The following is a 22,975-nucleotide window of genomic DNA, read 5'->3' on the forward strand; positions in this document are numbered from 1 at the left end:
TCGGGCGTGCGACCAAAAGACCCAAGTCCCGCCAAATGGAGAGGACTGACATGAAGACCACTATCGCAATTGCAACGCTGGCCGCCACGATGCTCGGCAGCGCCGGCATGGCCTCGGCGGATTCGATCCCGGGCATGCGCGGCCACGACCACACCGGCATCACCGTTCCCGATATGAAGCAAGCGGTCGACTTCTTCACCGAAGTGGTCGGCTGCAAGAAGGCGATGTCGTTCGGTCCGTTCGCCGACGACAAGGGCACCTTCATGCAGGATCTCCTGGGCGTCGACCCGAAGGCGGTGATCGAAGAGGTCACCATGGTGCGCTGCGGCTATGGTTCGAACATCGAGCTGTTCAAATACACAGCACCGGACCAGAAGAACCTGACGCCGAAGAACAGCGACATTGGCGGCTTCCACATCGCCTTCTATGTCGACGACGTCGCTGCCGCCAAAGCCTATCTCGAAGGCAAGGGCGTCAAGACGCGGATGGGGCCGCTGCCGGTCAAGGAAGGGCCGGCGGCCGGCCAGACCATCCTCTATTTCCAGGCGCCGTGGGGGCTGCAGCTGGAAGCGATCAGCTATCCCGACGGAATGGCCTATGAGAAGGACGCCGAGACGGTGCTGTGGAGCCCGAAGAACCCGGAAAAGTGATCCGGCAGCGCGCTTGCGCGATGACACGCAGGCGCGCTTTCGCCATGTCAGGACAATCGTTTTGATATAAAACTTTAAGCTTGAAATATCTTGTCGCCGGCGCGATACTGAACTCCAGCAAGCGAAGAGGAGATCGCAGACATGAAGGTTGCGGTTCTCGGCGGCGGACCAGCTGGCCTCTACTTTGCCATTTCGATGAAGCTGAGGGACGCCGCGCACGATGTGACGGTGTTCGAGCGCAACCGCGCCGACGACACGTTCGGCTGGGGCGTCGTGCTGTCGGCCGAGACGCTCGACAATCTGTCGAAAAACGACCCGGTCAGCGCTGTCTGGATCAAGAAGCACTTTGCCTACTGGGACGACATCGCCGTCATCCATGACGGCGTGCGCACGGTCTCGTCAGGTCACGGTTTCTGCGGCATCGGCCGCAAGCGGCTGCTGGTCCTGCTGCAGCGCCGGGCGCGCGAACTCGGCGTCAAGCTGATGTTCGAGACCGACATCGCCGATCCCAAACCTTACATGGAGACGCATGATCTGGTCGTCGCGGCCGACGGCCTCAACTCCAGGGCGCGCAACGCTTTCGTCGACATCTTCAAACCCGACATCGACACCCGCAAATGCAAGTTCGTCTGGCTCGGCACCAACCAGAAATTCGACGACGCCTTCACCTTCATCTTCGAGAAGACCGAGCATGGCTGGGTTTGGGCGCACGCCTACCAGTTCGACAGCGACACCGCGACGTTCATCGTCGAGTGCAGCGAACAGACCTGGACTGCTTTCGGCTTCAGCGCGATGTCGCAGCAGGAATCGATCGCTGTCTGTGAGCGGATCTTCGAAAAACATCTCGGCGGCCACGCGCTGATGACCAATGCCAACCATATCCGTGGTTCCGCCTGGATCAATTTCCCGCGCGTGCTGTGCGAGCGCTGGTCCTACAAGAATCTGGCGCTGATGGGCGATGCGGCGGCCTCAGCCCATTTCTCGATCGGCTCCGGCACCAAGCTGGCACTGGAAAGTGCCGTGGCGCTGGCCGAATATGTCGAAACCGAGCCGGACCTGGATGCCGCCTTCCGTAAATATGAGGATGCCCGCCGCACCGAGGTGCTGAAGCTGCAATCGGCGGCGCGCAATTCGCTGGAATGGTTCGAGGAGGTCGAGCGCTATCTCGGCCTCGATCCGGTGCAGTTCAACTATTCGCTTTTGACCCGCTCGCAGCGCATCAGCCATGAGAATTTGCGGCTGCGCGATGCCGAATGGCTGGGCGGTGCGGAGGAATGGTTCCAGCGCCAGGCGGGCGCCGGCGGCAACAGCCTGCGCCGCGCGCCGATGTTCGCGCCGTTCAAGCTGCGCGACATGAGGCTGCAGAACCGCGTCGTCGTTTCGCCGATGGCGCAGTACAAGGCCGTCGACGGCTGCCCGACCGACTGGCATTTCACCCACTACGCCGAGCGGGCCAAAGGGGGCGCCGGGCTCCTCTATATCGAGATGACCTGCGTCAGCCCGGAAGGTCGCATCACGCCCGGTTGTCCGGGATTCTATGCGCCCGAACATGAGGTGGCGTGGAAGCGGCTGGTCGATTTCGTCCACACCGAAACCGAAGCCAAGATCTGCGCCCAGATCGGCCATTCCGGCGCCAAAGGTTCGACCCGGCTTGGCTGGGAAGGCACCGACGTGCCGCTGGTCTCCGGCAACTGGCCGGTGATCGCCGCCTCGGCCGTGGCGTGGTCGCCGCAGAATCAGGTGCCGAAGGCGATGGATCGCGCCGACATGGACCGCGTGCGCGACGAATTCGTGGCTTCGGCCGAGATGGCCGATCGTTGCGGCTTCGACATGCTCGAGATCCACGCTGCGCATGGCTATCTCTTGTCGTCCTTCATCACGCCGGTCACCAACCGGCGCACGGATGAATATGGCGGTTCGCTTGACAATCGGATGCGCTATCCCCTCGAAATCTTCCGCGCGGTGCGCGCTGCCTGGCGGGCGGAGAAGCCGATCTCGATGCGCATTTCGGCCAATGACTGGGTGGGCATCGAGGGCGTCACACCGGCCGACGCGGTCGAGATCGCACGGCTGCTGCACGAGGCCGGCGTCGACATCTGCGACGTCTCGGCAGGCCAGACCTCGGCACTGGCCAAGCCTGTCTATGGCCGCATGTTCCAGACGCCGTTTTCCGACCGCATCCGCAACGAAGTCGGCATGGCGACGATGGCGGTCGGCAACATCTACGAGCCGGACCATGTCAATTCGATCCTGATGGCCGGCCGCGCCGATCTGGTGGCGCTGGCACGGCCGCATCTCGCCGATCCCTACTGGACACTGCACGCCGCCGTCACGCTCGGCGACCGTGGTGTCAAATGGCCGGATCCCTATCTGCCCGGGCGCGACCAGCTCTACCGTCTGGCCGAGCGCGACGCCGCAGCGGGGCTGAAAGTATGAACGCTTTTCGTCTGCCACGTCAGCGCTGTACCCCCGCCCCTCGCCCCTCCCCACAAGGGGGAGGGGGACCGCGTCGCATTCGACTCAGCCGGCACCGCATAAGTTTGCAATGGACAGGTGCTGTCGTAGCCTTCTCCCTCCCCCTTGTGGGGAGGGTTAGGGGTGGGGGTACTTGGCGCCATGTTTTGAGGATTGAAGCATGATCCCCGGCAAGCATGCGCTGGTCACAGGCGGCGGCTCCGGCGTCGGCCGGGCCATCGCGCTGGCGCTGGCGGGTGCGGGCATCGATGTCACCATCTGCGGCCGCCGGGAAGCAGAGCTCACTGAGGTGGCCGGCGAGAACGACCGCATCTTCGGCATCGCCGCCGATGTCACCGACGAGGCGGCAATGGCAGCGCTCTACCAGAGGGCGCAAGCCGCGCGCGGACCCTTCGACATCGTTGTCGCCAATGCCGGCATGGCCGGCAGCGCCCCGGCGCACAAAACCGCGCTCAGCGACTGGCAGCGAACGCTCGACGTCAATCTGACCGGCGCCTTCCTGACGGTGAAGCCGGCGCTGGCCGGCATGGCCGTGCGGAAAACAGGACGAATTGTTTTCATCGCCTCGACCGCCGGCCTGAAAGGCTACGCCTACGTCGCGTCTTACGTCGCCGCCAAGCATGGCGTCGTTGGCCTGATGCGGGCGCTTGCCGCCGAAACGGCGAAATCGGGCGTCACCGTCAACGCGGTGTGCCCAGGCTTTGTGGAAACCGAAATGCTGGAAGAGTCCATCCAGCGCATCATCGAGAAGACCGGCCGCTCGGTCGAGCAAGCGCGGTCAAGCCTCGCCTCGAACAACCCGCAAGGCCGCTTCATCCAGCCGGATGAGGTCGCCGCCGCCGTGCTGTGGCTGTGCGGCGACGCCGCCCAATCGATAACCGGACAGGCGATTTCCATCTCAGGAGGCGAAACATGGTAGCCGGCCCCCTGCCCGCGCCGTCGGGACCCGGCAAGGACCGCTTGCGGCTGTGGATCAGGCTGCTGCGAGCCTCGCGCACGATCGAGGCCGAGCTGCGCGAGCGGCTGAAGAAGGAGTTCAACACGACGCTGCCGCGCTTCGACGTGATGGCAGCACTCTATAGGATGCCGGAAGGCATGCTGATGAGCGACCTGTCGCGCTTCCTGCTGGTCTCCAACGGCAATGTCACGGGCATCGTCGACCGGCTGGTTTCGGAAGGACTTGTCGCCCGCGCGAGGCGCAATGGCGACCGCCGCACGTCGATGGTGCGGCTGACCGAGGAAGGCACGCAAGCCTTCGCCACAATCGCCGCGGCGCATGAAGGCTGGATCGGTGAATTGCTGGGCAAGGTCAGCGAGGACGACGCGCGCCGGCTGACCGGCATGCTGACCTCGTTTCGCAGCAACTGGGAGGGACGCGAATGACCGCAATGGCCGGGCGCAAGCCGAAGCATTTCCTGTGGGAGGTCGAGGGCAGGATCGCCAAGGTCCGGCTCGACCGGCCGGAGCGCAAGAACCCGCTGACCTTCGACAGCTATGCCGAGCTGCGCGACACGTTCCGCGACCTCGTCTATGCCGACGATGTCGACGCCGTGGTGTTCCTCTCCAATGGCGGCAATTTCTGCTCCGGCGGCGATGTCCACGACATTATCGGCCCGCTGGTCAAGATGGACATGAAGGAGCTCTTGGCCTTCACCCGCATGACCGGCGATTTCGTCAAGGCGATGCTGAATTGCGGCAAGCCGATCATTGCTGCGGTCGACGGTGTCGCGGTCGGCGCCGGCGCCATCATTGCGATGAGCTCCGATATCCGCATCGCCACGCCGGAAGCCAAGACCGCATTCCTGTTCACCCGCGTCGGCCTCGCCGGCTGCGACATGGGCGCCTGCGCGATCCTGCCGCGCATCGTCGGCCAGGGCCGCGCCGCAGAACTGCTCTACACAGGCCGCACCATGACGGCGGCGGAAGGCGAACGCTGGGGTTTCTACAACCGGCTGGTCGATGCCGCCTCGCTGGAGGCCGACGCGCTCGATATGGCGGCGCGCATCGTTTCCGGCCCGACCTTTGCGCACGGCATCACCAAGACGCAGCTCAATCAGGAATGGTCGATGGGTCTCGACCAGGCGATCGAGGCGGAAGCGCAGGCGCAAGCGATCTGCATGCAGACCCGCGACTTCGAGCGCGCCTACAAGGCGTTCGTGGCCAAGGAAAAGCCGGTGTTCGAGGGGGATTGAGGGATGATGCATTCCGTGGAGACGTCGGCGGGACAGCGCCCCCCTCTGTCCTGCCGGACATCTCCCCCTCTAGGGGGGAGATTGGATGTTGCGTCGGTTTTCGCCAACCACCAGCGTGGCAGGATGAGCCGTGGCGGCGAAGCTGCCAATCTCCCCCCTAGAGGGGGAGATGTCCGGCAGGACAGAGGGGGGCACCGTAGAGCGCAACGCCTCAATTGCGGAGGCACCCATGCCTGACCGCTCCTTCCTCAACTGGCCCTTCTTCGAAGACAGCCATCGCGAGTGGGCCGAGCGCCTCGACGCATGGTGCTCAAAAAACCTGCCGGTCGATCACCATGATGTCGATGCCGCTTGCCGCGAACTGGTGGCGCAGTTGGGCCGGGACGGCTGGCTGAAACCGACGGCTCTCGACACCGACAATCCGGGGCCCCTCGACGTGCGCACTTTGTGTATCACGCGCGAGACGCTTGCCCGCCATGACGGGTTGGCCGATTTCGCCTTCGCCATGCAAGGGCTGGGTACCGGCGCGCTCAGCCTGTTCGGCACGCCGGAGCAACAGGAATGGCTTGCGAAGACACGTGCCGGCAAGGCGATATCAGCCTTCGCCCTGTCGGAACCGCGCTCCGGGTCGGATGTCGCCAACACGGAAATGACGGCGACCCGCGACGGCGACAGTTACGTTCTGTCGGGTGAAAAGACCTGGATCTCCAATGGCGGCATCGCCGACCTCTATGTCGTCTTTGCCCGCACCGGCGAGGCGCCGGGCGCCAAGGGGCTTTCCGCCTTCCTCGTGCCTGGCGACGCCAGGGGCCTTGGCATCGCGGAACGGCTGGAAGTGATCGCGCCGCATCCGCTGGCACGGCTGTCTTTCGATCAGGTCCGCCTGCCGGCCGCTGCGCTGATCGGCAGACCCGGCGACGGCTTCCGCATCGCCATGTCGGTGCTCGACGTGTTCCGCTCGACCGTTGGTGCGGCGGCACTCGGCTTTGCCCGGCGCGCGCTGGATGAAAGCATCAAACGCGTGGCCGAGCGCAAACTGTTCGGCGCGCCGATGGCCGAACTTCAGATGGTGCAGGGCCACATCGCCGATATGGCGCTGGACGTCGATGCGGCGGCGCTTCTGGTCTACCGCGCCGCCTGGACCAAGGACATGGGCGCCGCGCGGGTCACACGCGAGGCGGCGATGGCCAAGCTGTTTGCCACCGACAAGGCGCAAGAGGTGATCGACAAGGCTGTGCAGCTGCATGGCGGCGACGGTGTCCGCAGGGGCCACATCATTGAAAGCCTGTATCGCGAGATCCGCGCTCTGCGCATCTATGAGGGTGCCTCCGACGTTCAGAAAGTGGTGATTGCGCGGCAAGTGATGGGCGCTGCCTGACGGCAGAGATTTTGACGAGCTTTCGATTTTGAAAATTGGGTTTTGGAATACCGGGAGGTTTTGAATGCACAGGATTCTGCAGCCCGAAGGCTGGGCAAAACCTGTCGGCTACGCCAATGGCGTCGCGGCACGCGGACAGTTCGTCTTCGTCGGCGGACAGGTCGGCTGGAACGGGCAATGCCAGTTCGAGACCGACGATTTTGTCGGCCAGGTGCGGCAAACGCTTCAGAACATCGTCGCGGTGCTGGCGGAAGCCGGTGCCGGGCCGCAGCACATCACCTCGATGACCTGGTATTTCACCGACAAGGCCGAATACCTCGCCAACCTCAGGGGCATCGGCGAGGCCTATCGCGAGGTGATCGGCCGGCATTTTCCGGCGATGGCCGCCATGCAGGTGATGGCGCTGGTCGAGGATCGCGCCAAGGTGGAGATCCAGGCGATCGCCGTCATCCCGGAATAGGGAGTTCGTTCGTCCGGAGTAAACGCCCCTCGCTTCGTCATCCACGGGCGGAGCAAGGAGCGAAGCGACGCGGCGCAGACCCGAGGATGACGAAGTTGGGGAGGCTTCGGCAAATTCCGAATGCTCTACCTAAACTGATGATGAAATCCCTGACCGCCAACAGGCAGCCGCTTCCCGGAGCAAAGCTACTATTCGCGCAGTCCCGCCTTCCGCAAAATCGGCAGCACGTGATCGCAGAAATAGGGCAACTCCCTGGTGTAGTTGACGAAGGACAGCGCGATGCCCTGATAGCCATGCCCGGCAATGGCGGCCATGTCGGCAGCGATCGTTTCCGGCGTTCCGATCAGCGGGTAGGTGCCGGCGCCGCCGGCGAAGCGTTGCCGGTAGCGGTCATAGGCGTGCGGGTCGTGCGACTGCGAGAATTCCTTCTTGCCGGCCATGTGAGCATCGACCGCATCGTGGTCGGCCATATCGACCGCATAGCTGTTATAATAGGCCTGCGCCTCTTCCATCGTCGGGCGGCAGACGACATGCGCAACCGTGTAGACGCCTACGTCGCGGCCTGCCTTGTCGGCCCGTTCGCGGATATCGGCGACATGCTTGCCGGCATCGCCCATTTCGGAAAAGGTCGTGAACAGATAGTCGCACCGGGCAGCGGCGAAATCGCGGCCCGGCCCACCGAAGGCGGCGTTCATGGTCACCGGGCGCGGAACCTGCAGACTGGCCGGCCGGCTGACGGCTTCCTTGAGGCGGTAATAGGTGCCCTCATAGTCGAGCGGCTCGGCCGAGGCATAAAGCTTTTCCAGGATTTCGATCCATTCGGCCGCCTGATCGTAGCCCTTCTCGACCAAAGGCGTGCCAAACATGCCGAATTCCTTCGGGTTCCAGCCGCAGACGATGTTCAAGCCCGCGCGGCCCTGGCTGATATGGTCGACCGTCGCCAGCGCCTTGGCGGCATAGAGCGGATGCACCAGCGGCACATGCACGGTCATGAACAGCCCGATCTGTTCGGTGGCCATGGCAAGAGCCGCCGCCCAGGTGAAGGTCTCGAACGACCATTCCCGCACCTTGTTGCGGCCGCCAAAACCGCGCCAGCGCGCGATCGGCAGCATGAACTCCAGCCCGGCGCGGTCGGCGATCTGAGCCGCCGTCACATTATCCTGCCAGCTCGCCGTCCAGCGTTCCGGAACGTCTGTGATAGCAAGGCCGCCATCGGCATTGGTCGAAAAGACGCCAAGCTTCAGTCTGTTCGGGCCGTGCAAAGGGTGTGGTTTGTTCATGTCGCGACCTCCCGGCGAGAGAGCACACGCTAGGCCCGCGCGGAGATATTTCAAGCCTGAAATAGCTTCGGGTCGCCATCGCTCGCGGGTATCGGTTCCAGCGGGCCGCATGGTGTCCGCCACGCAACCGACACCGCAGCTTTTTAAGCTTAAAACTTTCGCCTTGAAAAGCGCCGCACTTTGGATAAGCATTCCACAGTCGATGGCGATTGCCTTTGCCGGACGGGCTTGCCGGCCAGTCCATCGTGCAGACCAGTCCATCGTGCCGGCCAGTCCATCGTGGGTGCTCCGGGTGGGAGTCTCAGTTCTTGTCGTTCATACTGTCCCAGTCATCATCCAATGCGCGCCATGCCTTCGATGAAGTGCGCGCGCAGATCCGCGATCTGCAACAAAAAATGTCGCCAACCATGACCGCATTGGTCGCTGCCATGAATTGACGCCCTGCGGTGCGGGGCGGCAAAAAACCGTGCGGGAGCAACCCGCCCGATCAACAACAGAGGGAACACAAATGAGCTTCACACGTCGCAAATTGCTTCTTCTCGCCGCCGCCATCGGCATCGCCGCCGGCCCCGCCACCGCTTATGCCGCCGATGTGCTCAATGTCGGCGCCTACCCGACCAATCCACCCTTCGAGTACAAGAACGAGAGCGGCACTTTCGAAGGCTTTGAAGTCGACATCGTCAACGAAGCCGCCAAGCGCATCGGCATGACCACCGACATCGCCGACCTCGGCTTCCAGGCGCTGTTTGCCGCCACCACCTCGAAGCGCATCGATGTCGCCATCTCGTCGATCACCATCACGGCGGAGCGGCTGAAGTCACAGTCGTTCACCCAGCCCTATTACGATTCCGACATGGGCATCGCCACCAAGACCGACAGCGCGATCAAGGCCGAGGCCGACCTCAAGGGCAAGATCATCGGCGTGCTGTCCGGCTCGACCGGCGAAACCTGGGTCAAGGCGCATCAGGAAGCCGATGGCTTCAGCGACGTGAAGGGCTACGACACGCAGCAGAATCTGCTGCTCGACCTCAGCGCCGGCCGCGTCGATGCGGCCGTCAGCGACATTCCGGGCATGGAGTATTCCTTCACCAAGATGAAGGACCTGGTCGTCAAGGAGCGCATCAAGACCGGTGAGCAATACGGCCTGATGATGACCAAGGACCACCCGCTGCTGGGCAAGCTGAACGATGCGCTGAGCGCGATGAAGAAGGACGGCACCCTGGCCGCGATCCACAAGAAGTGGTTCGGCAGCGACGCGCCGGCCGACTCTTCGACCATGAAGGAAATGCCGCTGCCGAAGGCCTGAGCTGAAAGCTGCGCTGACATCGTGCCGGCTTTCCAGGCCGGCACGATTCATTTCACGTTTTGGCGCCGGCTTCTGCCGCAGATCACCTCGCCGTCGACGAGGCCAATTGATTTTAACGTGAGCACTCTTCGCTCTGGGGTTCGGGAACGCTCCGATGTCGCTGATCGACACCTTCTTCAACCCCGATGTCATCATGTCCAGCCTGCCGGCGCTGCTGCGCGGCTTCCTGAACACGCTGCTGCTCGGCATTTTGAGCATCGGCATCGGGATCCCCATCGGCCTGGGGATCAGCCTGGTGCGGCTCTATGCGCCGAAGCCGCTGCGCTGGCTCGCGGTCGGCTACACCGACATCTTCCGCGCCCTGCCGGTGCTGGTCGTGCTGATCCTGATCTACTACGCGCTGCCCTTCCTCGGCATACGCCTGTCGTCCTGGGCCTCGGCGGTGACGGCCTTCGCCTTCATCATGTCGGCTTACTCGGCAGAAGTGTTCCGCTCCGGCATCGAAAGCATTCCGCGTGGCCAATTCGAGGCGTCGCAGGCGCTTGGCCTGCCGTTCCTCCTGACTTTGCGCAAAGTGGTGCTGCCCCAAGCGATCCGCGTCGTCATCCCGCCGATGACCAGCAACTGCGTTTCGATGTTCAAGGACACCTCGCTCGCCTCGACCGTGGCGCTGCCGGAACTCTTGAAGGAAGCGACCAACGCGCAGTCGCTTTACGCCAACCCCTCGCCGCTGATCGGCGCAGCCCTTGTCTATCTCATCTTTCTCTGGCCGATGGTCCGCCTCGTCAGCCTGCTTGAAGAGCGCTTCAAGACCGAAAAGAAGCGCTGACCTCGTCAACCGATCCCACCCCGCCCAAGTCCTCCGCAGGAGCCTACCCCGTGAACAAGCATCAAACCGACAATGCGAATGCCACCGCGTTCCCCGTCGACGCCATCCGCGCCATGTTTCCAGCCCTGCAACGGGCCGGCGACTTCATCTTTTTGGACAATGCCGCCGGCGCGCAAATTCCGCAGAGCGTGCTCGACGCGGTGACCAACCATCTGGTTTCGCACAATGTGCAGCGTGGCGGCCGTTATGGCCGCAGCGTCACTGTCGACCAGTCGGTCGCCGATGCGCGGACAAGCGTCGCGCTGCTCATCAACGCCTATAGCCCGGCGGAAATCTGCTTCGGCATGAACGCCACCTCGTTCATCCGCCTGGTCAGCCTCGGCATCGGCCAGATGCTGCAGGAGCGCGACGAGATCGTCATCACCGACATGGACCATGATGCCAACATCGCGACCTGGCTGGCTCTGGAGTCCGCCGGTGCAAAGTTCAAATGGTGGCGCATACGCGAGGACGGCAATCTGCATGTCGACGATCTGCGCCCGCTGGTTTCCGACCGCACCCGCCTCGTCGCCTGCACGGTCACCGCGCATTCGATCGGCTCGATCGTCGATGTCGCCGCGGTGGCCGAGATCGCACATGCGGCCGGCGCCGAAGTGTTCCTCGACTGCGTGCATTACGGACCGCACGGGCTGATCGACGTGCAGGCCTGGGATTGCGACTATCTCGTCTGCTCCGGCTACAAGAATTTCTCGCCGCATATGGGCTTCCTGTGGGGCCGCTTCGAAACGCTGAAGCGGCTGCCGACCTTCCGCGAGGATTTCATCCCCAACGAGCCGCCGTACAAGGTCGAGGCCGGCACCTTCATCTACGAGAACGTCTCGGGGATGGATGCCGCCGTGCAGTATCTGGAACTGATCGGCCGCAATCTGGCGCCGTCCAACAACCGCTCGCGGCGCGACAACATCGTCGCCGGCATGGGCGCCATCCGCGACTATGAGCTGGTGCTGGCGCGTGAGATGCTGGCCGTGCTGAAAGGTTGCGGCGCGACCATCTACGGCGTTGCCGACGAGGCCCGCATCAATGAGCGTGTGCCGACCTTCTGCTTCAACATCGGCACACTGTCGCCGCAGCGGGTCGTCGAGGAAATGGCCGAGATGCAGATCGGCATCCGCGACGGCCACATGTACGCGCCGCGACTGATGAAGCGTCTCAACCTCTCAATGGACAGCGGCGCAATCCGCGCCTCGCTTGTCCACTACAACACGGTCGAGGAGATTCACCGTTTCGGCGAGGCACTGCGCGCCATCATCGCCAAATTGTCCTGAGCGGCGGCCTCTCCAGCGTCGTCATCCACGGGCGGAACAAGGAGCGTAGCGACGCAGTGCAGACCCGAGGATCCATGCCGTGCCACGGTGCAGAATTCTGCTCCGCTGCACCCTTCGGCTGAGGTAACGGCATGGATCCTAGGGTCTGCGCGACGCTTCGCCCTAGGATGACGAAGAGACGTTAAGCCGCCTTCTTCTTCGCCAGTCTTGCCTTGATCGAGGCTACGTCGGCACGCGGGGTCGCGGCGAACAGCGTCCTGGTGTAGCTGTGCTTGGGGTCGGCGAAGACCTCGTCGCGCGAGCCGTATTCGACCGCCTCGCCGAAATACATCACCATCACATCGTCGGCGATGTAGCGCACCACGGACAGATCGTGGCTGATGAAGACATAGGTCAGCTGGAACTCGTCCTGCAGGTCGGCGAGCAGGTTGAGCACCTGTGCCTGCACGGAAAGATCGAGCGCCGAGACCGGCTCGTCCAGCACCAGCAGGCTTGGGTTGAGCATCAGCGCGCGGGCAATGGCAATGCGCTGGCGCTGGCCGCCCGAGAACATGTGCGGGTAGCGGTTGTAGTGCTCGTGACCGAGGCCGACCTTCTTCAGCATCTTCATCGCAAGGTCGCGCCGCTCGGCCGCCGGCTTGTCGGTGTTGATCAGCAGAGGCTCGCCCAGCACGTCGCCGATCTTCTGGCGCGGATTGAGCGATCCATAGGGGTTCTGGAAGACGATCTGGACCTTGCGGCGCATCTCTTTGGTCAATCCGCCCTTGGCGATGTCGACCTTGTTGCCGTCGATGAACAGGTCGCCTGACGTCGCCGGATCGATCAGCGTGATGATGCGGGCGAGCGTCGACTTGCCGCAGCCGCTTTCGCCGACGATGGCCAGCGTCTTGCCCTTGTCTACCTTGAAGGACACGCCCTTGACCGCGTGCACGGTGCGCGGCCCGGTGAACAGGCCACCACCGATATGGTAGTCGCGGACGATGTTCTTGCCTTCGAGGACCGTGGTGCTCATGAGGCGGCTCCCGCGGCAGAGGGGGCCGGCTCGAACAGCATGTCGGAAACGGTCGGCAGCCGGTCGCCGACGGCGTTCTCCGGCAAAGCCGACAACAGCGCCCGCGTGTAATTGCTTTTCGGCGATTCGAACAACGACAGCACGTCGGCCTCTTCCATCTTGCGGCCCTTGTACTGGACGATGACGCGATCGGCGGTCTCGGCCACCACGCCCATATTGTGGGTGATCATGATCAGGCCCATGCCGTATTTGGCCTGCAGCGAAACCAGCAGATCGAGGATCTGCTTCTGGATGGTGACGTCGAGCGCCGTCGTCGGCTCGTCGGCGATCAGCAGTTTCGGATTGCAGGCGATAGCGATGGCGATCATGACGCGCTGGCATTGGCCGCCCGACATCTGGTGCGGAAACGAGCTCAGCCGTTCTTCCGGATCGGCGATGCCGACCAGCTTCATCAATTCGATGGCGCGGGCCCGCCGCTGAGCGCGATCCATACCCATATGGAAGCGCAGCACCTCCTCGATCTGGAAGCCGACGGTGAAGCACGGATTGAGGCTGGCGATCGGCTCCTGGAAGATCATCGAGATGTCCTTGCCGACGATCTTGCGGCGTTCGGACGGGCTGAGCTTCAGGAGATCGACGCCGTCGAAGGCCATGCGGTCTGCCTTGACGGTTGCCGTGTTGGGCAACAGGCCCATCACCGCGAGCATCGCCACGGACTTGCCGGAACCGGACTCGCCTACAATCGCCAGCACTTCGCGCGGCTCGATCGAGAGGTCGATGCCTTGCACGGCCATGAACGGTCCGGCCGCGGTGTCGAAGGAAACGGTGAGGTTCTTGATCTCGAGCAGAGGCATGCTCACGACCTCTTCAGCTTGGGGTCGAGCGCGTCGCGCAGGCCGTCGCCGATCAGGTTGATGGCGAAGACGGTGATCAGGATGGCGAGGCCCGGGAAGGTCACCACCCACCAGGCGCGCAGGATGAACTCGCGCGCTTCGGCCAGCATGGTTCCCCATTCCGGCGTCGGCGGCTGCGCGCCCATGCCGAGGAAGCCAAGGGCCGCCGCCTCGAGGATGGCGTTGGAGAAGGACAGCGTCGCCTGCACGATCAGCGGCGCGATGCAGTTGGGCAGGATGGTGACCAGCATCAGCCTGAGATGGCTGGCCCCGGCGACCTTGGCCGAGACGACATATTCGCGGGTCTTCTCGGCCATCACGGCGGCGCGGGTGAGCCGGGCGAAATGCGGCTGCAGCACAAAGGCGATGGCGATCATGGCGTTGACGAGGCCAGGGCCGAGAACCGCGACAAGCACCAGGGCCAGCAGCAGCGACGGGAAGGCCAGGATGATGTCCATGATGCGCATGATCAGCGTGTCGACCCAGCCGCGGCAGTAGCCGGCGAGCAGGCCGAGAATGACGCCTGAGATCAGCGCTGACGTGACGACGACGAAGCCGATGGCGAGCGAGAACCGCGAGCCGTAGATCAGCCGCGACAGCATATCGCGGCCGACAGCGTCGGTGCCGAGCAGGAACTGCGCGTTGCCGCCTTCCTGCCAGGCCGGCGGCGTCAGGAAGAAGTCGCGGAACTGATCGTCCGGCGAATGGGGCGCCAGCAGCGGCGCGAAGATGGCGATCAGGATCAGCAGCGCAAAGACGAAGAGCCCGATCACCGCGCCCTTGTTGACGGAGAAGTAATGCCAGAACTCGCCGAACATCTGCAGCCTGGCGTCCTGCGGCTTGACGACGGTCGCGGCTTCGATGGTGGCTGGGCCTTCGTTGCTCATGTCAGTTGGCCCGGATGCGTGGGTTGATGACGGCGTAGAGCACGTCGACGATGAGGTTCACCGACATGACGATCAGCGCGATCAAAAGCAACCCGCCCTGCACGGTGAAATAGTCGCGCTTGGAAATGGCGTCGATCATCCATTTGCCGATGCCGGGCCAGGAGAAGATGCTCTCGGTCAGGATGGCGCCGGTCAAAAGCGTGCCGACCTGCAGGCCGATGGTGGTGACGACCGGGATCAGCGCGTTGCGGAAGGCATGCAGGCCGATGACGCGGCGCGGCGCCAGGCCCTTGGCACGCGCGGTGCGGACATAGTCCTCACCCAGCACTTCGAGCATCGCCGACCGCGTCTGCCTGGCGATGACTGCGAGCGGGATGGTGCCGAGCACGATGGTCGGCAAGATCAGGTGCGACAGCGCCGAACGGAAGGCGCCCTTCTGGCCCGAGATCAGGGAATCGATGGTCATGAAACCGGTCACCGGCTTGAAGAAATAGAGAAGGTCGATGCGGCCGGAAACCGGCGTCCAGTGCAGCGTGCCGGAGAAGACGATGATCAGCAGCAGGCCCCACCAGAAGATCGGCATGGAATAGCCCGCCAGCGCCGTGCCCATCGTCAGCTGATCGAACCAGGAGCCGCGACGGATCGCGGCGAAGATGCCGGCGGCGACACCCAGGATGACGGCAAAGATCATGGCGAAGATGGCGAGTTCGACCGTTGCCGGGAAGCGCACCAGGAAATCCTTCAGCACCGGCGTCTTGGTGGAAAACGAGGTGCCGAAATCACCGCCGAGGATGTTGGTCAGATAGGTCAGATATTGTTGCCAGATCGGCAGGTCGAAACCGAACTGGTGCATGAGCGCCGTGTGGCGTTCGGGCGACAGGCCGCGTTCGCCCGCAAGCACCAGCACCGGATCACCGGGCAGGATGCGCACGAAGCCAAAGGCGAGGATGGTTATCCCGATGAAGGTCGGGATGATGAGGGCGAGCTTGCCGAGGATATAACGCAGCATGGCGGGCGAGTGGGGGCGCCACCAAGTGGCGGCGCCCCCGTATCGCAACCTTATTCGGCGATATCGACGCCGTCGAAGCGATGGATACCGAGCGGATCCATCGCAAAGCCGGTGACGGTCTTCTGCATCGGCATGAACACCTTGGAGTGAGCGAGCGTCGCCCAGGGTGCCTGTTCCTTGAAGATGACCTGTGCCTGTTCATAGAGCTTGGTGCGCTCGGCCTGGTCCGAAACGGTCTTGGCCTTGTTGATGAGCGCATCGAAGTCCTTGTTGCACCATTCCGCGCGGTTGTTCGAACCGACGGAAGCGCAGCTCAGGAGCACGCCGAGGAAGTTGTCCGGATCGCCATTGTCGCCGGTCCAGCCGACGATGACGGCGCCGTCGTGATCGACCGCGGAAGCGCGCTTGAGGTATTCACCCCAATCGTAGCTGACGATCTCGACGGTGACGCCGACCTTGGCGAAGTCCGCCTGGATCAGTTCGGCGGTACGGCGCGCGTTCGGCATATACGGGCGCGACACCGGCATGGCCCAGACGTTCATCTTGAGGTCCTTGACGCCGGCCTCTTCAAGCAGCTTCTTGGCTGCATCCGGATCGTAAGGATCGTCCTTCACTTCCTTGTTGTAGGACCACATGGTCGGCGGGATCGGATTGATCGCCACCTGGCCGGCGCCCTGGAAGACGGCGTCGATGATGGCCTTCTTGTTGATGGCCATGTTGAGCGCCTTGCGGACGCGCACGTCGTCGAACGGCTTCTGCTGGGTGTTGTACATCAGCGCGCCGACATTGAGGCCTTCCTGCTCCTCGACCTTCAGGTTCGGATCGGCCTGCAGGCCGGCGATGTCGGCCGGTGCCGGGTACGACATGATGTTGCATTCGCCGGCCTTGAGCTTCTGCGCGCGCACCGCCGGATCGGTGGTGATGGCGAAGACCAGATCGTCGATCTTCTGCTTGCCGCCCCAATAGTCCGGGTTGGCCTTGTAACGGATGGCGGCGTCGGTCTGGTAGTCAACGAAGATGAACGGACCGGTGCCGATCGGCTTCTGGTTGAACAGCTCAGGCGTCTTGTCGGCCTGCAGCTTGTCGGCATATTCCTTGGAGACGACCGAAGCGAAATCCATGCCCAGCGTTGGAATGAAAGTGATCGCCGGCTCCTTGAGGATGAACTTCACCGTCAGGTCGTCGACCTTCTCGACCTTGGCGATGTTTTCGCCGAACTGGTCATTGTAATACTGGTATGCAATGCCCGGAATGTACTGAAACCAAGGGCCGTTCTTGTCGACCTGGCGTTCGAACGAGAACACCACGTCGTCAGCGTTGAAGTCGCGCGTCGGGGTGAAATAGTCGGTCGCGGCGAACTTGACGCCCTTGCGCAGCTTGAAGACATATTCCTTGCCATCGTCGGAGATCGTCCAGCTCTCGGCCAGGCCCGGCGAGGTCGTCGTCTTGCCGTGATCGAATTCGACAAGGCGGTTGAAGACGGTGCGCGATGACGCGTCGAACGTCTGGCCTGCGGTATACGGCGCCGGATCGAAACCTTCCGGCGAAGCTTCCGCGCAGTAGACCAGAGTTTTCGCATTGGCCACGCCGCCCAGGACGCTTGCAGCCAGCAACGCGGCTGCAAAAGTCAGCTTCTTATTCATTGAGCACTCCCTGATGTTCTTCCAAGCCCCTCTATCAGGCTCGCGAAGCGCGCATATAAGCACCGTTTTTCCGGCTTTGGAACACCCCGTTTGCTTACCCCGCGGGAAGCAGGAAAAAAATCCGCTATTTTGCCAGATTGCAGAAAAAATTAGCAGTTTCTTCCATTCACGAGATTATTAACAACCGAATTTTTTTATTGATCGCCAAGCTGACGACATAAATGTTCCCCGCGCTTCCGAGCGGCCGAGGGATGCGCCAGGACACCATTTGGCAGCGCCGGCGGCGGCAAGGACTTTCGACGGAAAATCTTTCGCCGTGTTGCCGCAAGGGCAAGACTTGCACGGTCACCAAGGGAGGCAATACATAGGGTATAACGGCCGCAGCGGAGGGCGCCCTTGTCAATTCAGAGGCGAGGTCAATTCAGGGGCGAGCGCGGCGCGAATGAACAAACTTGTCCAGGGAGGAACGGGTGGCAAAAGCATCAAGGACGACGACGGTGAAAGCGGGAGCCAAGGCGCCGTCGAAAGCAGCCGGTACTGCCAAGCCGAAAGCACCCATTGCCAAAGTCGCCACGCCGAAGGCGGCCGCGGCGCCCGTAAGGGCAAGCACAAAGCCGGCGGTGAAAGCCCCGGCCAAGGCCGCGGCCGGAAAGACGGCGCCGGGGAGTAAAGCGGGTGCGGCAAAGCCTGCTGTCAGGCCGGCGTCGAAGGCTGCGGCGGCGGTGAAGGCCCCACCGGCGGCAAGGCCGGCCGCCGCCACCGCCAACCGATTGCCGAAAGCATTGACGGCGCTGGCCGCCGGCTTGCCGGAAAAGCCGTGGCTCAAGAGCTATCCGAAAAACGTGCAGGCGGAGATCGGCGCCCTGCCCTACAGCTCGATCGGCGATTTCCTCGTCGGCGCCTGCAAGCAGTTTTCCGCGCAGCCGGCCTTCACCTGCATGGACAAGTCCATCAGCTACACCGATGTCGAGCGGCTGTCGGCGGCCTTCGGCGCCTACCTGCAATCGAAGGGCCTGCAGAAAGGCGCGCGCGTCGCGCTGATGATGCCGAACGTGCTGCAATACCCGGTGGCGATGATGGCGATCTTGCGCGCCGGCTATGTCGTGGTGAATATCAATCCGCTCTACACGCCGCGCGAGCTCGAACACCAGTTGAAGGATTCCGGTGCGCAAGCCATCGTCATCCTGGAAAACTTCGCCAACACCTTGCAGGCGGTGATCGCGAGGACGGCGGTCAAGCATGTGGTGGTCGCCGCGATGGGCGACATGCTCGGCGGCCTGAAGGGCACCATCGTCAATTTCGTCGTGCGCCGCGTGAAGAAGATGGTGCCGGCATGGTCCTTGCCCGGCCATGTCAAGTTCAATGCCGCCATGAAGGCCGGCGCCGGCATGGGCTTCAAGCCGGCCAAGGTGGAAGCAGACGATGTCGCCTTCCTGCAATATACGGGCGGCACCACGGGCGTGTCGAAGGGCGCCACACTGCTGCACAGAAACGTGCTCGCCAACGTCGCGCAGAACGCGCAGTGGATGGAGGACGCCTACACGATCAAGCCGAAACCGGCGCACCCCAACTTTATCTGCGCGCTGCCGCTCTATCATATTTTCGCGCTGACCGTGAACGCACTGATGGGCATGCAGCAAGGCGCCCGCAATGTGCTCATTCCCAATCCGCGCGACATTCCCGGCTTCGTCAAGGAACTGCAGAAGTATCCGGTGCACATCTTTCCCGGCCTCAACACGCTGTTCAACGCGCTGCTCAACAATGAGGATTTCCGCAAGCTCGACTTCAAGCCGCTGGTGCTGACGTTGGGCGGCGGCATGGCGGTGCAGAAGGGCGTCGCCGAACGCTGGAAGACGCTGACCGGTTGTTCGGTCACCGAAGGCTACGGCCTCTCGGAAACCTCGCCGGTCGCCACCGCCAACAAGTTCACCGCCGGCGACTTCACCGGCACCATCGGCCTGCCGCTGCCCTCGACCGAGATCGCCATCCGCGACGACGACGGCAACAATTTGCCGCTCGGCGAGGTCGGCGAGGTCTGCATCCGAGGACCGCAGGTGATGGCGGGCTACTGGAACCGGCCCGATGAGACCGCCAAGGTGATGACCAAGGATGGCTACTTCAAATCCGGCGACATGGGCTTCATGGACGAGCGCGGCTACACCAAGATCGTCGACCGCAAGAAGGACATGATCCTGGTTTCGGGCTTCAATGTCTATCCGAACGAGCTCGAGGAAGTCGTGGCCATGCATCCGGGCGTGCTCGAAGTGGCGGCGGTCGGCGTGCCGGACGAGCATTCGGGCGAGGTGCCGAAACTGTTCGTGGTCAAGAAGGATCCGGCGCTGACCGCAGAGACGCTCACCGCCTTCTGCCGCGAGAACCTGACCGGCTACAAGCGGCCCAAATACATAGAATTCAGGACCGAGCTGCCGAAGACGCCGGTCGGCAAGATCCTGCGGCGAGCACTGCGCGAATAGTGGACGGCGATCTTGCCGACAACGATGCTCTGGATCGATGCTCACGCCTCGACCCGGCAACCTTCATCAAGGCGAACATGCGCCTTGTCCCCGTGCCTGCGCTTCCAGAAATCCAGTTTTATACAGCTCACCCCGGCAGCGGATTGAGGCGGCTCGTCGAGCCCGAAGACGATGCGGAAGACGCGCCGGAGCCACAACCGCCCTACTGGGCCTATGCATGGGCCGGCGGCACCGTGCTCGCACGCTATGTCCTTGACCATCCAACAACCGTGGCGGGACGCCGCGTGCTCGACCTTGGTGCCGGCTCCGGCCTTGTCGGCATCGCCGCAGCTAAGGCTGGGGCACGCGAAGTGATCGCCGCCGAGATCGACCGCAACGGCGTTGCCGCTCTTGAGCTCAACGCGGTCGCCAACGGCGTTGCCATCACAATAATAGGCGAAGACATCACCGCCGGCCCGCCGCCGGCAGTTGACCTCGTGCTCGCAGGCGATGTTTTCTACGGGTGCGACGTTGCTTTACGCATCACCCCGTTCCTCGATCGCTGCCTGGCAGCCGGCATCGACGTGCTGGTCGGCGATCCCCGTCGCAACGATCTGCCGCTGTCCCGACTGCGGTTGCTCGCCGAATACCAGGTGCCGGATTTCGGCGACGCGAAGGGTGCTGCGACCAAGCCGAGCGGTGTCTTTTCGTTTGAGGCGGAAGAGCGCTGACGCTGAGATCAATCCCAGTCACTCGGAATGGCCGGGTTCGACCTCGTTCCGGACCTTTGTCAGGTGAGTACGACTGCCAGAAGGCAGCCATACAGAGCTGACATTCGGCGGCGCAAAATTGGGGTATGATCCAAGGCGCGTTATTCGGGCGTCGTAGGGTGGCTCGGCGAGTCGCAAAACGGCGGGATGGCGCGTTGCTGCCATCACCCCGGCAATGTCGATGTTGCGTTGTCTAACGCTCAGTTCTTCAAGGTCCCCGTCTCAAGCTTGGAGTGCCGCATGGTTGGCCCGCAAGAACTCGGCCGCTGTCATCGGCTTGCGGCCCAAGAGTTTCTCGAGATCCCCCGCCGTGCCGCCCCATTCTCCGGCGTTGATGCCTTGCACCCACACAAGCGCGAAGCGGGCGGCCTGCTCGGGCAGACCCGCCGCCACTAAGTGGGCGATGTAATCGTGATCCGAGCCGGAAACAAACGGCACTCGCTTGCCGCTGACATCCGACAGGATCTGTGCGACATCCGCGAAGGACACGGCGGGATCGCCATACAGCGAGTATGTCTTGTATTCATGGCCGTCTTGGCTCAGCACAATGGCATGCGCCTCTGCTAGGTCGTCACGGCTGGCATAGCCCGCCTTGCCCGCACCAGCCGGCACGTGAACCCCGGTCTCCAGGGCGTTTCCGCCGATGTAGAATGGGATGCTCTCGATAAAGGGCGGATGACGGACGAGCGTGTAGGCTAGGCCGGACGCCTTCAGTTTTTCCTCGACGAACAGATCCTGCTCGGTGATATCCGACAAGGTGAAGGCGGATCCTGCTTCGTGGATGATCGGCATATAGACGATGCGCTTAACGCCCGCCTGCCGAGCTGCGCTAATGGCATTTTGGTGCTGGGTATTGCGATCGGTAAAGGCCGTGGCGGATACGAGCATTAGCTTATCAATGCCCTCGAACGCGCGCACCAGTCCGTCATAGTCGAGATAGTCGCCTTGGCGGATCTCAATCCTATCGGCCGCCAGATCGGCCGCCTTGGCGGGATCGCGGGCCAGGCCGACGAGATCGCTGGCGGGCAACCGCTTCAGGAGATGTTGGAGAGTTTTTCGGCCGATATTGCCGGTTGCGCCGGTTACGAGGATCTTGGCCATGGTGATTTCCTTTGGGCTTTTGCACATCGACACCGTCGTCCGATCCAGGTAAGTCAGAACAGACCTGCAAACCAGTACCGACTATTTGGTAAGTGCCAAAATTCGGAGATCGACGTGACCGAGACAAATTTCCAATGCGGCCTGGAAGCGGTTCTTGCCATCCTTGGAGGCAAGTGGAAGCCGCTTGTCGTCTATCATCTGGCCAGCGGGCCCAAACGCACCGGTCAACTCCGCAGGCTCGTTACCAACGTGAGCGAGAAAATGCTGATCCAGCACCTGAAAGAACTGACGGATGATGGCGTTATTCGTCGCATTGACTTTCAGACGGTGCCGCCGCACGTCGAGTATGAACTAACCGACTTTGGTCAAAGCCTGGCCGGAGTACTCGCGCCCTTGTGCGAATGGGGAACTCATCATACGTCCGAGGTAGCCCTGATCGTGCAAAATCGATCGCGCCCTTCTGCAGGTGCGTAGCGGTCCCAAATCTGGCGGTGGACCAAGGTCCGCCTTTGAGGGAACAGCCCGTCTCCTTTCCACCAATCTCAGCCGTGGGCGGGAAAGCCCAAGTTGATTTGCCCGGCCTCCGCCGTCAGATCGTCTCCTTGACCCGCGCCGAGAGAAAATCCGGCAGGTCGGCGACCGAATCCAGGACCACATCGGCAATGCCGGCCAGCGATTCGCGGGTGCCGGTGCCGGAGAGCACGCCGACTGCCAGCCCGCAGCCGCCGGCACGCGCCATTTCGAGGTCGTGCCTGTTGTCGCCGACCATGGCGATCTCCGCCGGCCTGAGGCCGGTGAGGTCGCTGAAAGCCAGGATGGTGTCGGGCGCCGGCTTCGGATTGGCCACCGCGTCGTAGCCATAGGCCGCGTCGAACAATTGGGCGACGCCGAGCGTCACCAGCGTCTTTTCCGCTCCGCTGGTCGAATCATTGGTGGCGACGCCAAGCCGGTAGGATTTCCTGTGCAAGGCCGTCAACGTGTCGACGATGCCCGGCAGCGCCACGGCCATCGCCGAGCCCTGCACAGAGGTGATCTCGTTGAAGCGGGCAACCGCAAGCATCTGGTCCTCGTTGGACAGGCGCGGAAACCACAATTCGACGACGTCGAGATTGGTGCCGGACGCAAAGATCGAGTCGGGCTTGAAGCGTTTGTTGGCGAAATCGAAGCCGGCGGCGGCCAGCAGCCTGTCGGCTTTCCAGCGATCGCCCTCGGACGCATCCATGGCCATGAAGTCGGCAACGCCGAGCCAGGTGGCGTTGAAGTCGACAAGCGTGCCGTCCTTGTCGAACAATATTCCCTTGATGTCTGCCAA

At 62.9% G+C, this 22,975-nt stretch carries 22 protein-coding genes; 14 read left to right on the top strand and 8 right to left on the bottom strand.

What is annotated here, in order from left to right; all coding sequences use genetic code 11:
• Nucleotides 1-50: 50 nt before the first annotated feature.
• From NP503_RS26245 to NP503_RS26275, 7 genes are all read left to right on the top strand, one after another.
• Nucleotides 51-650: a VOC family protein gene (locus NP503_RS26245; RefSeq protein ID WP_127272534.1), complete on the top strand. Its 600-nt coding sequence runs from the start codon at nt 51-53 to the stop codon at nt 648-650.
• Between the two features lie 141 nt (nt 651-791).
• Nucleotides 792-3,086 (top strand): bifunctional salicylyl-CoA 5-hydroxylase/oxidoreductase, encoded by a 2,295-nt coding sequence (locus NP503_RS26250; RefSeq protein ID WP_127271042.1) that lies wholly within the window; start codon nt 792-794, stop codon nt 3,084-3,086.
• Nucleotides 3,087-3,285: 199 nt separating this feature from the next.
• On the top strand, nt 3,286-4,044 hold the full coding sequence (locus tag NP503_RS26255; RefSeq protein ID WP_127271383.1) for an SDR family NAD(P)-dependent oxidoreductase: 759 nt from the start codon (nt 3,286-3,288) through the stop codon (nt 4,042-4,044).
• Entirely contained in the window at nt 4,038-4,508 is a 471-nt protein-coding gene (locus NP503_RS26260; protein ID WP_127271381.1) for a MarR family winged helix-turn-helix transcriptional regulator, read from the top strand. Before NP503_RS26255 ends, NP503_RS26260 begins: the two co-directional genes overlap by 7 nt.
• Complete coding sequence (locus NP503_RS26265; protein WP_127268310.1) at nt 4,505-5,317, top strand: enoyl-CoA hydratase family protein; 813 nt, start codon at nt 4,505-4,507, stop codon at nt 5,315-5,317. The genes NP503_RS26260 and NP503_RS26265 overlap by 4 nt, the downstream gene beginning before the upstream one ends.
• Before the next feature lie 229 nt (nt 5,318-5,546).
• Nucleotides 5,547-6,695 (top strand): acyl-CoA dehydrogenase family protein, encoded by a 1,149-nt coding sequence (locus tag NP503_RS26270; RefSeq protein ID WP_127268315.1) that lies wholly within the window; start codon nt 5,547-5,549, stop codon nt 6,693-6,695.
• A 64-nt stretch (nt 6,696-6,759) separates the two neighbouring features.
• Nucleotides 6,760-7,155 (top strand): RidA family protein, encoded by a 396-nt coding sequence (locus tag NP503_RS26275; protein ID WP_127268311.1) that lies wholly within the window; start codon nt 6,760-6,762, stop codon nt 7,153-7,155.
• A gap of 188 nt (nt 7,156-7,343) precedes the next feature.
• Here the strand turns inward: NP503_RS26275 and NP503_RS26280 are convergent, their stop codons facing one another.
• On the bottom strand, nt 7,344-8,435 hold the full coding sequence (locus NP503_RS26280) for an LLM class flavin-dependent oxidoreductase (RefSeq protein ID WP_127268312.1): 1,092 nt from the start codon (nt 8,433-8,435) through the stop codon (nt 7,344-7,346).
• Between the two features lie 308 nt (nt 8,436-8,743).
• Between NP503_RS26280 and NP503_RS26285 the strand changes: the two genes are divergently transcribed.
• The 4 genes from NP503_RS26285 to NP503_RS26300 all read left to right on the top strand — a co-directional run bounded on the left by NP503_RS26285 (nt 8,744) and on the right by NP503_RS26300 (nt 11,895).
• Complete coding sequence (locus NP503_RS26285) at nt 8,744-8,872, top strand: hypothetical protein (protein ID WP_256755016.1); 129 nt, start codon at nt 8,744-8,746, stop codon at nt 8,870-8,872.
• 71 nt (nt 8,873-8,943) lie between these two features.
• Nucleotides 8,944-9,741: an ABC transporter substrate-binding protein gene (locus NP503_RS26290; RefSeq protein WP_127268313.1), complete on the top strand. Its 798-nt coding sequence runs from the start codon at nt 8,944-8,946 to the stop codon at nt 9,739-9,741.
• Nucleotides 9,742-9,895: 154 nt separating this feature from the next.
• Nucleotides 9,896-10,570: an amino acid ABC transporter permease gene (locus tag NP503_RS26295; RefSeq protein ID WP_013527987.1), complete on the top strand. Its 675-nt coding sequence runs from the start codon at nt 9,896-9,898 to the stop codon at nt 10,568-10,570.
• 50 nt (nt 10,571-10,620) lie between these two features.
• Nucleotides 10,621-11,895, top strand: coding sequence for a cysteine desulfurase-like protein (locus NP503_RS26300; protein ID WP_127268314.1), 1,275 nt, complete (start codon nt 10,621-10,623; stop codon nt 11,893-11,895).
• A 181-nt stretch (nt 11,896-12,076) separates the two neighbouring features.
• On the opposite strand, the gene NP503_RS26305 is transcribed toward NP503_RS26300, so the two are convergent.
• The 5 genes from NP503_RS26305 to NP503_RS26325 all read right to left on the bottom strand — a co-directional run bounded on the left by NP503_RS26305 (nt 12,077) and on the right by NP503_RS26325 (nt 17,339).
• On the bottom strand, nt 12,077-12,907 hold the full coding sequence (locus tag NP503_RS26305) for a dipeptide ABC transporter ATP-binding protein (RefSeq protein WP_023811483.1): 831 nt from the start codon (nt 12,905-12,907) through the stop codon (nt 12,077-12,079).
• Nucleotides 12,904-13,761, bottom strand: coding sequence for an ABC transporter ATP-binding protein (locus NP503_RS26310; RefSeq protein WP_127267322.1), 858 nt, complete (start codon nt 13,759-13,761; stop codon nt 12,904-12,906). The genes NP503_RS26305 and NP503_RS26310 overlap by 4 nt, the downstream gene beginning before the upstream one ends.
• 2 nt (nt 13,762-13,763) lie before the next feature.
• On the bottom strand, nt 13,764-14,618 hold the full coding sequence (locus NP503_RS26315) for an ABC transporter permease subunit (protein WP_224618710.1): 855 nt from the start codon (nt 14,616-14,618) through the stop codon (nt 13,764-13,766).
• A gap of 70 nt (nt 14,619-14,688) precedes the next feature.
• Nucleotides 14,689-15,696 (bottom strand): ABC transporter permease subunit, encoded by a 1,008-nt coding sequence (locus tag NP503_RS26320; RefSeq protein WP_127267321.1) that lies wholly within the window; start codon nt 15,694-15,696, stop codon nt 14,689-14,691.
• Nucleotides 15,697-15,746: 50 nt separating this feature from the next.
• Nucleotides 15,747-17,339, bottom strand: coding sequence for an ABC transporter substrate-binding protein (locus NP503_RS26325; RefSeq protein WP_127267320.1), 1,593 nt, complete (start codon nt 17,337-17,339; stop codon nt 15,747-15,749).
• 470 nt (nt 17,340-17,809) lie between these two features.
• Here NP503_RS26325 and NP503_RS26330 point away from each other — a divergent pair, with 470 nt between their 5' ends.
• Nucleotides 17,810-19,813: a long-chain fatty acid--CoA ligase gene (locus tag NP503_RS26330; protein WP_127267319.1), complete on the top strand. Its 2,004-nt coding sequence runs from the start codon at nt 17,810-17,812 to the stop codon at nt 19,811-19,813.
• The gene (locus NP503_RS26335; RefSeq protein WP_236383350.1) at nt 19,813-20,523 is read left to right on the top strand and encodes a methyltransferase; all 711 of its coding nucleotides are present in this window, start codon (nt 19,813-19,815) and stop codon (nt 20,521-20,523) included. The genes NP503_RS26330 and NP503_RS26335 overlap by 1 nt, the downstream gene beginning before the upstream one ends.
• Nucleotides 20,524-20,784: 261 nt before the next feature.
• Here the strand turns inward: NP503_RS26335 and NP503_RS26340 are convergent, their stop codons facing one another.
• Nucleotides 20,785-21,663, bottom strand: coding sequence for an NAD(P)H-binding protein (locus NP503_RS26340; protein ID WP_127267318.1), 879 nt, complete (start codon nt 21,661-21,663; stop codon nt 20,785-20,787).
• Between the two features lie 114 nt (nt 21,664-21,777).
• Here NP503_RS26340 and NP503_RS26345 point away from each other — a divergent pair, with 114 nt between their 5' ends.
• Nucleotides 21,778-22,137, top strand: a complete 360-nt coding sequence (locus NP503_RS26345; protein ID WP_127267317.1) for a helix-turn-helix domain-containing protein — start codon at nt 21,778-21,780, stop codon at nt 22,135-22,137.
• Nucleotides 22,138-22,252: 115 nt separating this feature from the next.
• Here the strand turns inward: NP503_RS26345 and NP503_RS26350 are convergent, their stop codons facing one another.
• Nucleotides 22,253-22,975, bottom strand: a complete 723-nt coding sequence (locus NP503_RS26350) for an HAD family hydrolase (protein ID WP_127267316.1) — start codon at nt 22,973-22,975, stop codon at nt 22,253-22,255.

Source organism: Mesorhizobium sp. SEMIA396 (genome assembly GCF_024518615.1).
Lineage (GTDB): Bacteria > Pseudomonadota > Alphaproteobacteria > Rhizobiales > Rhizobiaceae > Mesorhizobium.

What these genes read in the sequence shown, in the direction of transcription:
- NP503_RS26245 (WP_127272534.1), top strand. Translation starts at nt 51, where the DNA reads ATGAAGACCACTATCGCAATTGCAACGCTGGCCGCCACGATGCTCGGC.
- NP503_RS26250 (WP_127271042.1), top strand. Translation starts at nt 792, where the DNA reads ATGAAGGTTGCGGTTCTCGGCGGCGGACCAGCTGGCCTCTACTTTGCC.
- NP503_RS26255 (WP_127271383.1), top strand. Translation starts at nt 3,286, where the DNA reads ATGATCCCCGGCAAGCATGCGCTGGTCACAGGCGGCGGCTCCGGCGTC.
- NP503_RS26260 (WP_127271381.1), top strand. Translation starts at nt 4,038, where the DNA reads ATGGTAGCCGGCCCCCTGCCCGCGCCGTCGGGACCCGGCAAGGACCGC.
- NP503_RS26265 (WP_127268310.1), top strand. Translation starts at nt 4,505, where the DNA reads ATGACCGCAATGGCCGGGCGCAAGCCGAAGCATTTCCTGTGGGAGGTC.
- NP503_RS26270 (WP_127268315.1), top strand. Translation starts at nt 5,547, where the DNA reads ATGCCTGACCGCTCCTTCCTCAACTGGCCCTTCTTCGAAGACAGCCAT.
- NP503_RS26275 (WP_127268311.1), top strand. Translation starts at nt 6,760, where the DNA reads ATGCACAGGATTCTGCAGCCCGAAGGCTGGGCAAAACCTGTCGGCTAC.
- NP503_RS26280 (WP_127268312.1), bottom strand. Translation starts at nt 8,435, where the DNA reads ATGAACAAACCACACCCTTTGCACGGCCCGAACAGACTGAAGCTTGGC.
- NP503_RS26290 (WP_127268313.1), top strand. Translation starts at nt 8,944, where the DNA reads ATGAGCTTCACACGTCGCAAATTGCTTCTTCTCGCCGCCGCCATCGGC.
- NP503_RS26295 (WP_013527987.1), top strand. Translation starts at nt 9,896, where the DNA reads ATGTCGCTGATCGACACCTTCTTCAACCCCGATGTCATCATGTCCAGC.
- NP503_RS26305 (WP_023811483.1), bottom strand. Translation starts at nt 12,907, where the DNA reads ATGAGCACCACGGTCCTCGAAGGCAAGAACATCGTCCGCGACTACCAT.
- NP503_RS26310 (WP_127267322.1), bottom strand. Translation starts at nt 13,761, where the DNA reads ATGCCTCTGCTCGAGATCAAGAACCTCACCGTTTCCTTCGACACCGCG.
- NP503_RS26315 (WP_224618710.1), bottom strand. Translation starts at nt 14,618, where the DNA reads ATGTTCGGCGAGTTCTGGCATTACTTCTCCGTCAACAAGGGCGCGGTG.
- NP503_RS26320 (WP_127267321.1), bottom strand. Translation starts at nt 15,696, where the DNA reads ATGCTGCGTTATATCCTCGGCAAGCTCGCCCTCATCATCCCGACCTTC.
- NP503_RS26325 (WP_127267320.1), bottom strand. Translation starts at nt 17,339, where the DNA reads ATGAATAAGAAGCTGACTTTTGCAGCCGCGTTGCTGGCTGCAAGCGTC.
- NP503_RS26340 (WP_127267318.1), bottom strand. Translation starts at nt 21,663, where the DNA reads ATGGCCAAGATCCTCGTAACCGGCGCAACCGGCAATATCGGCCGAAAA.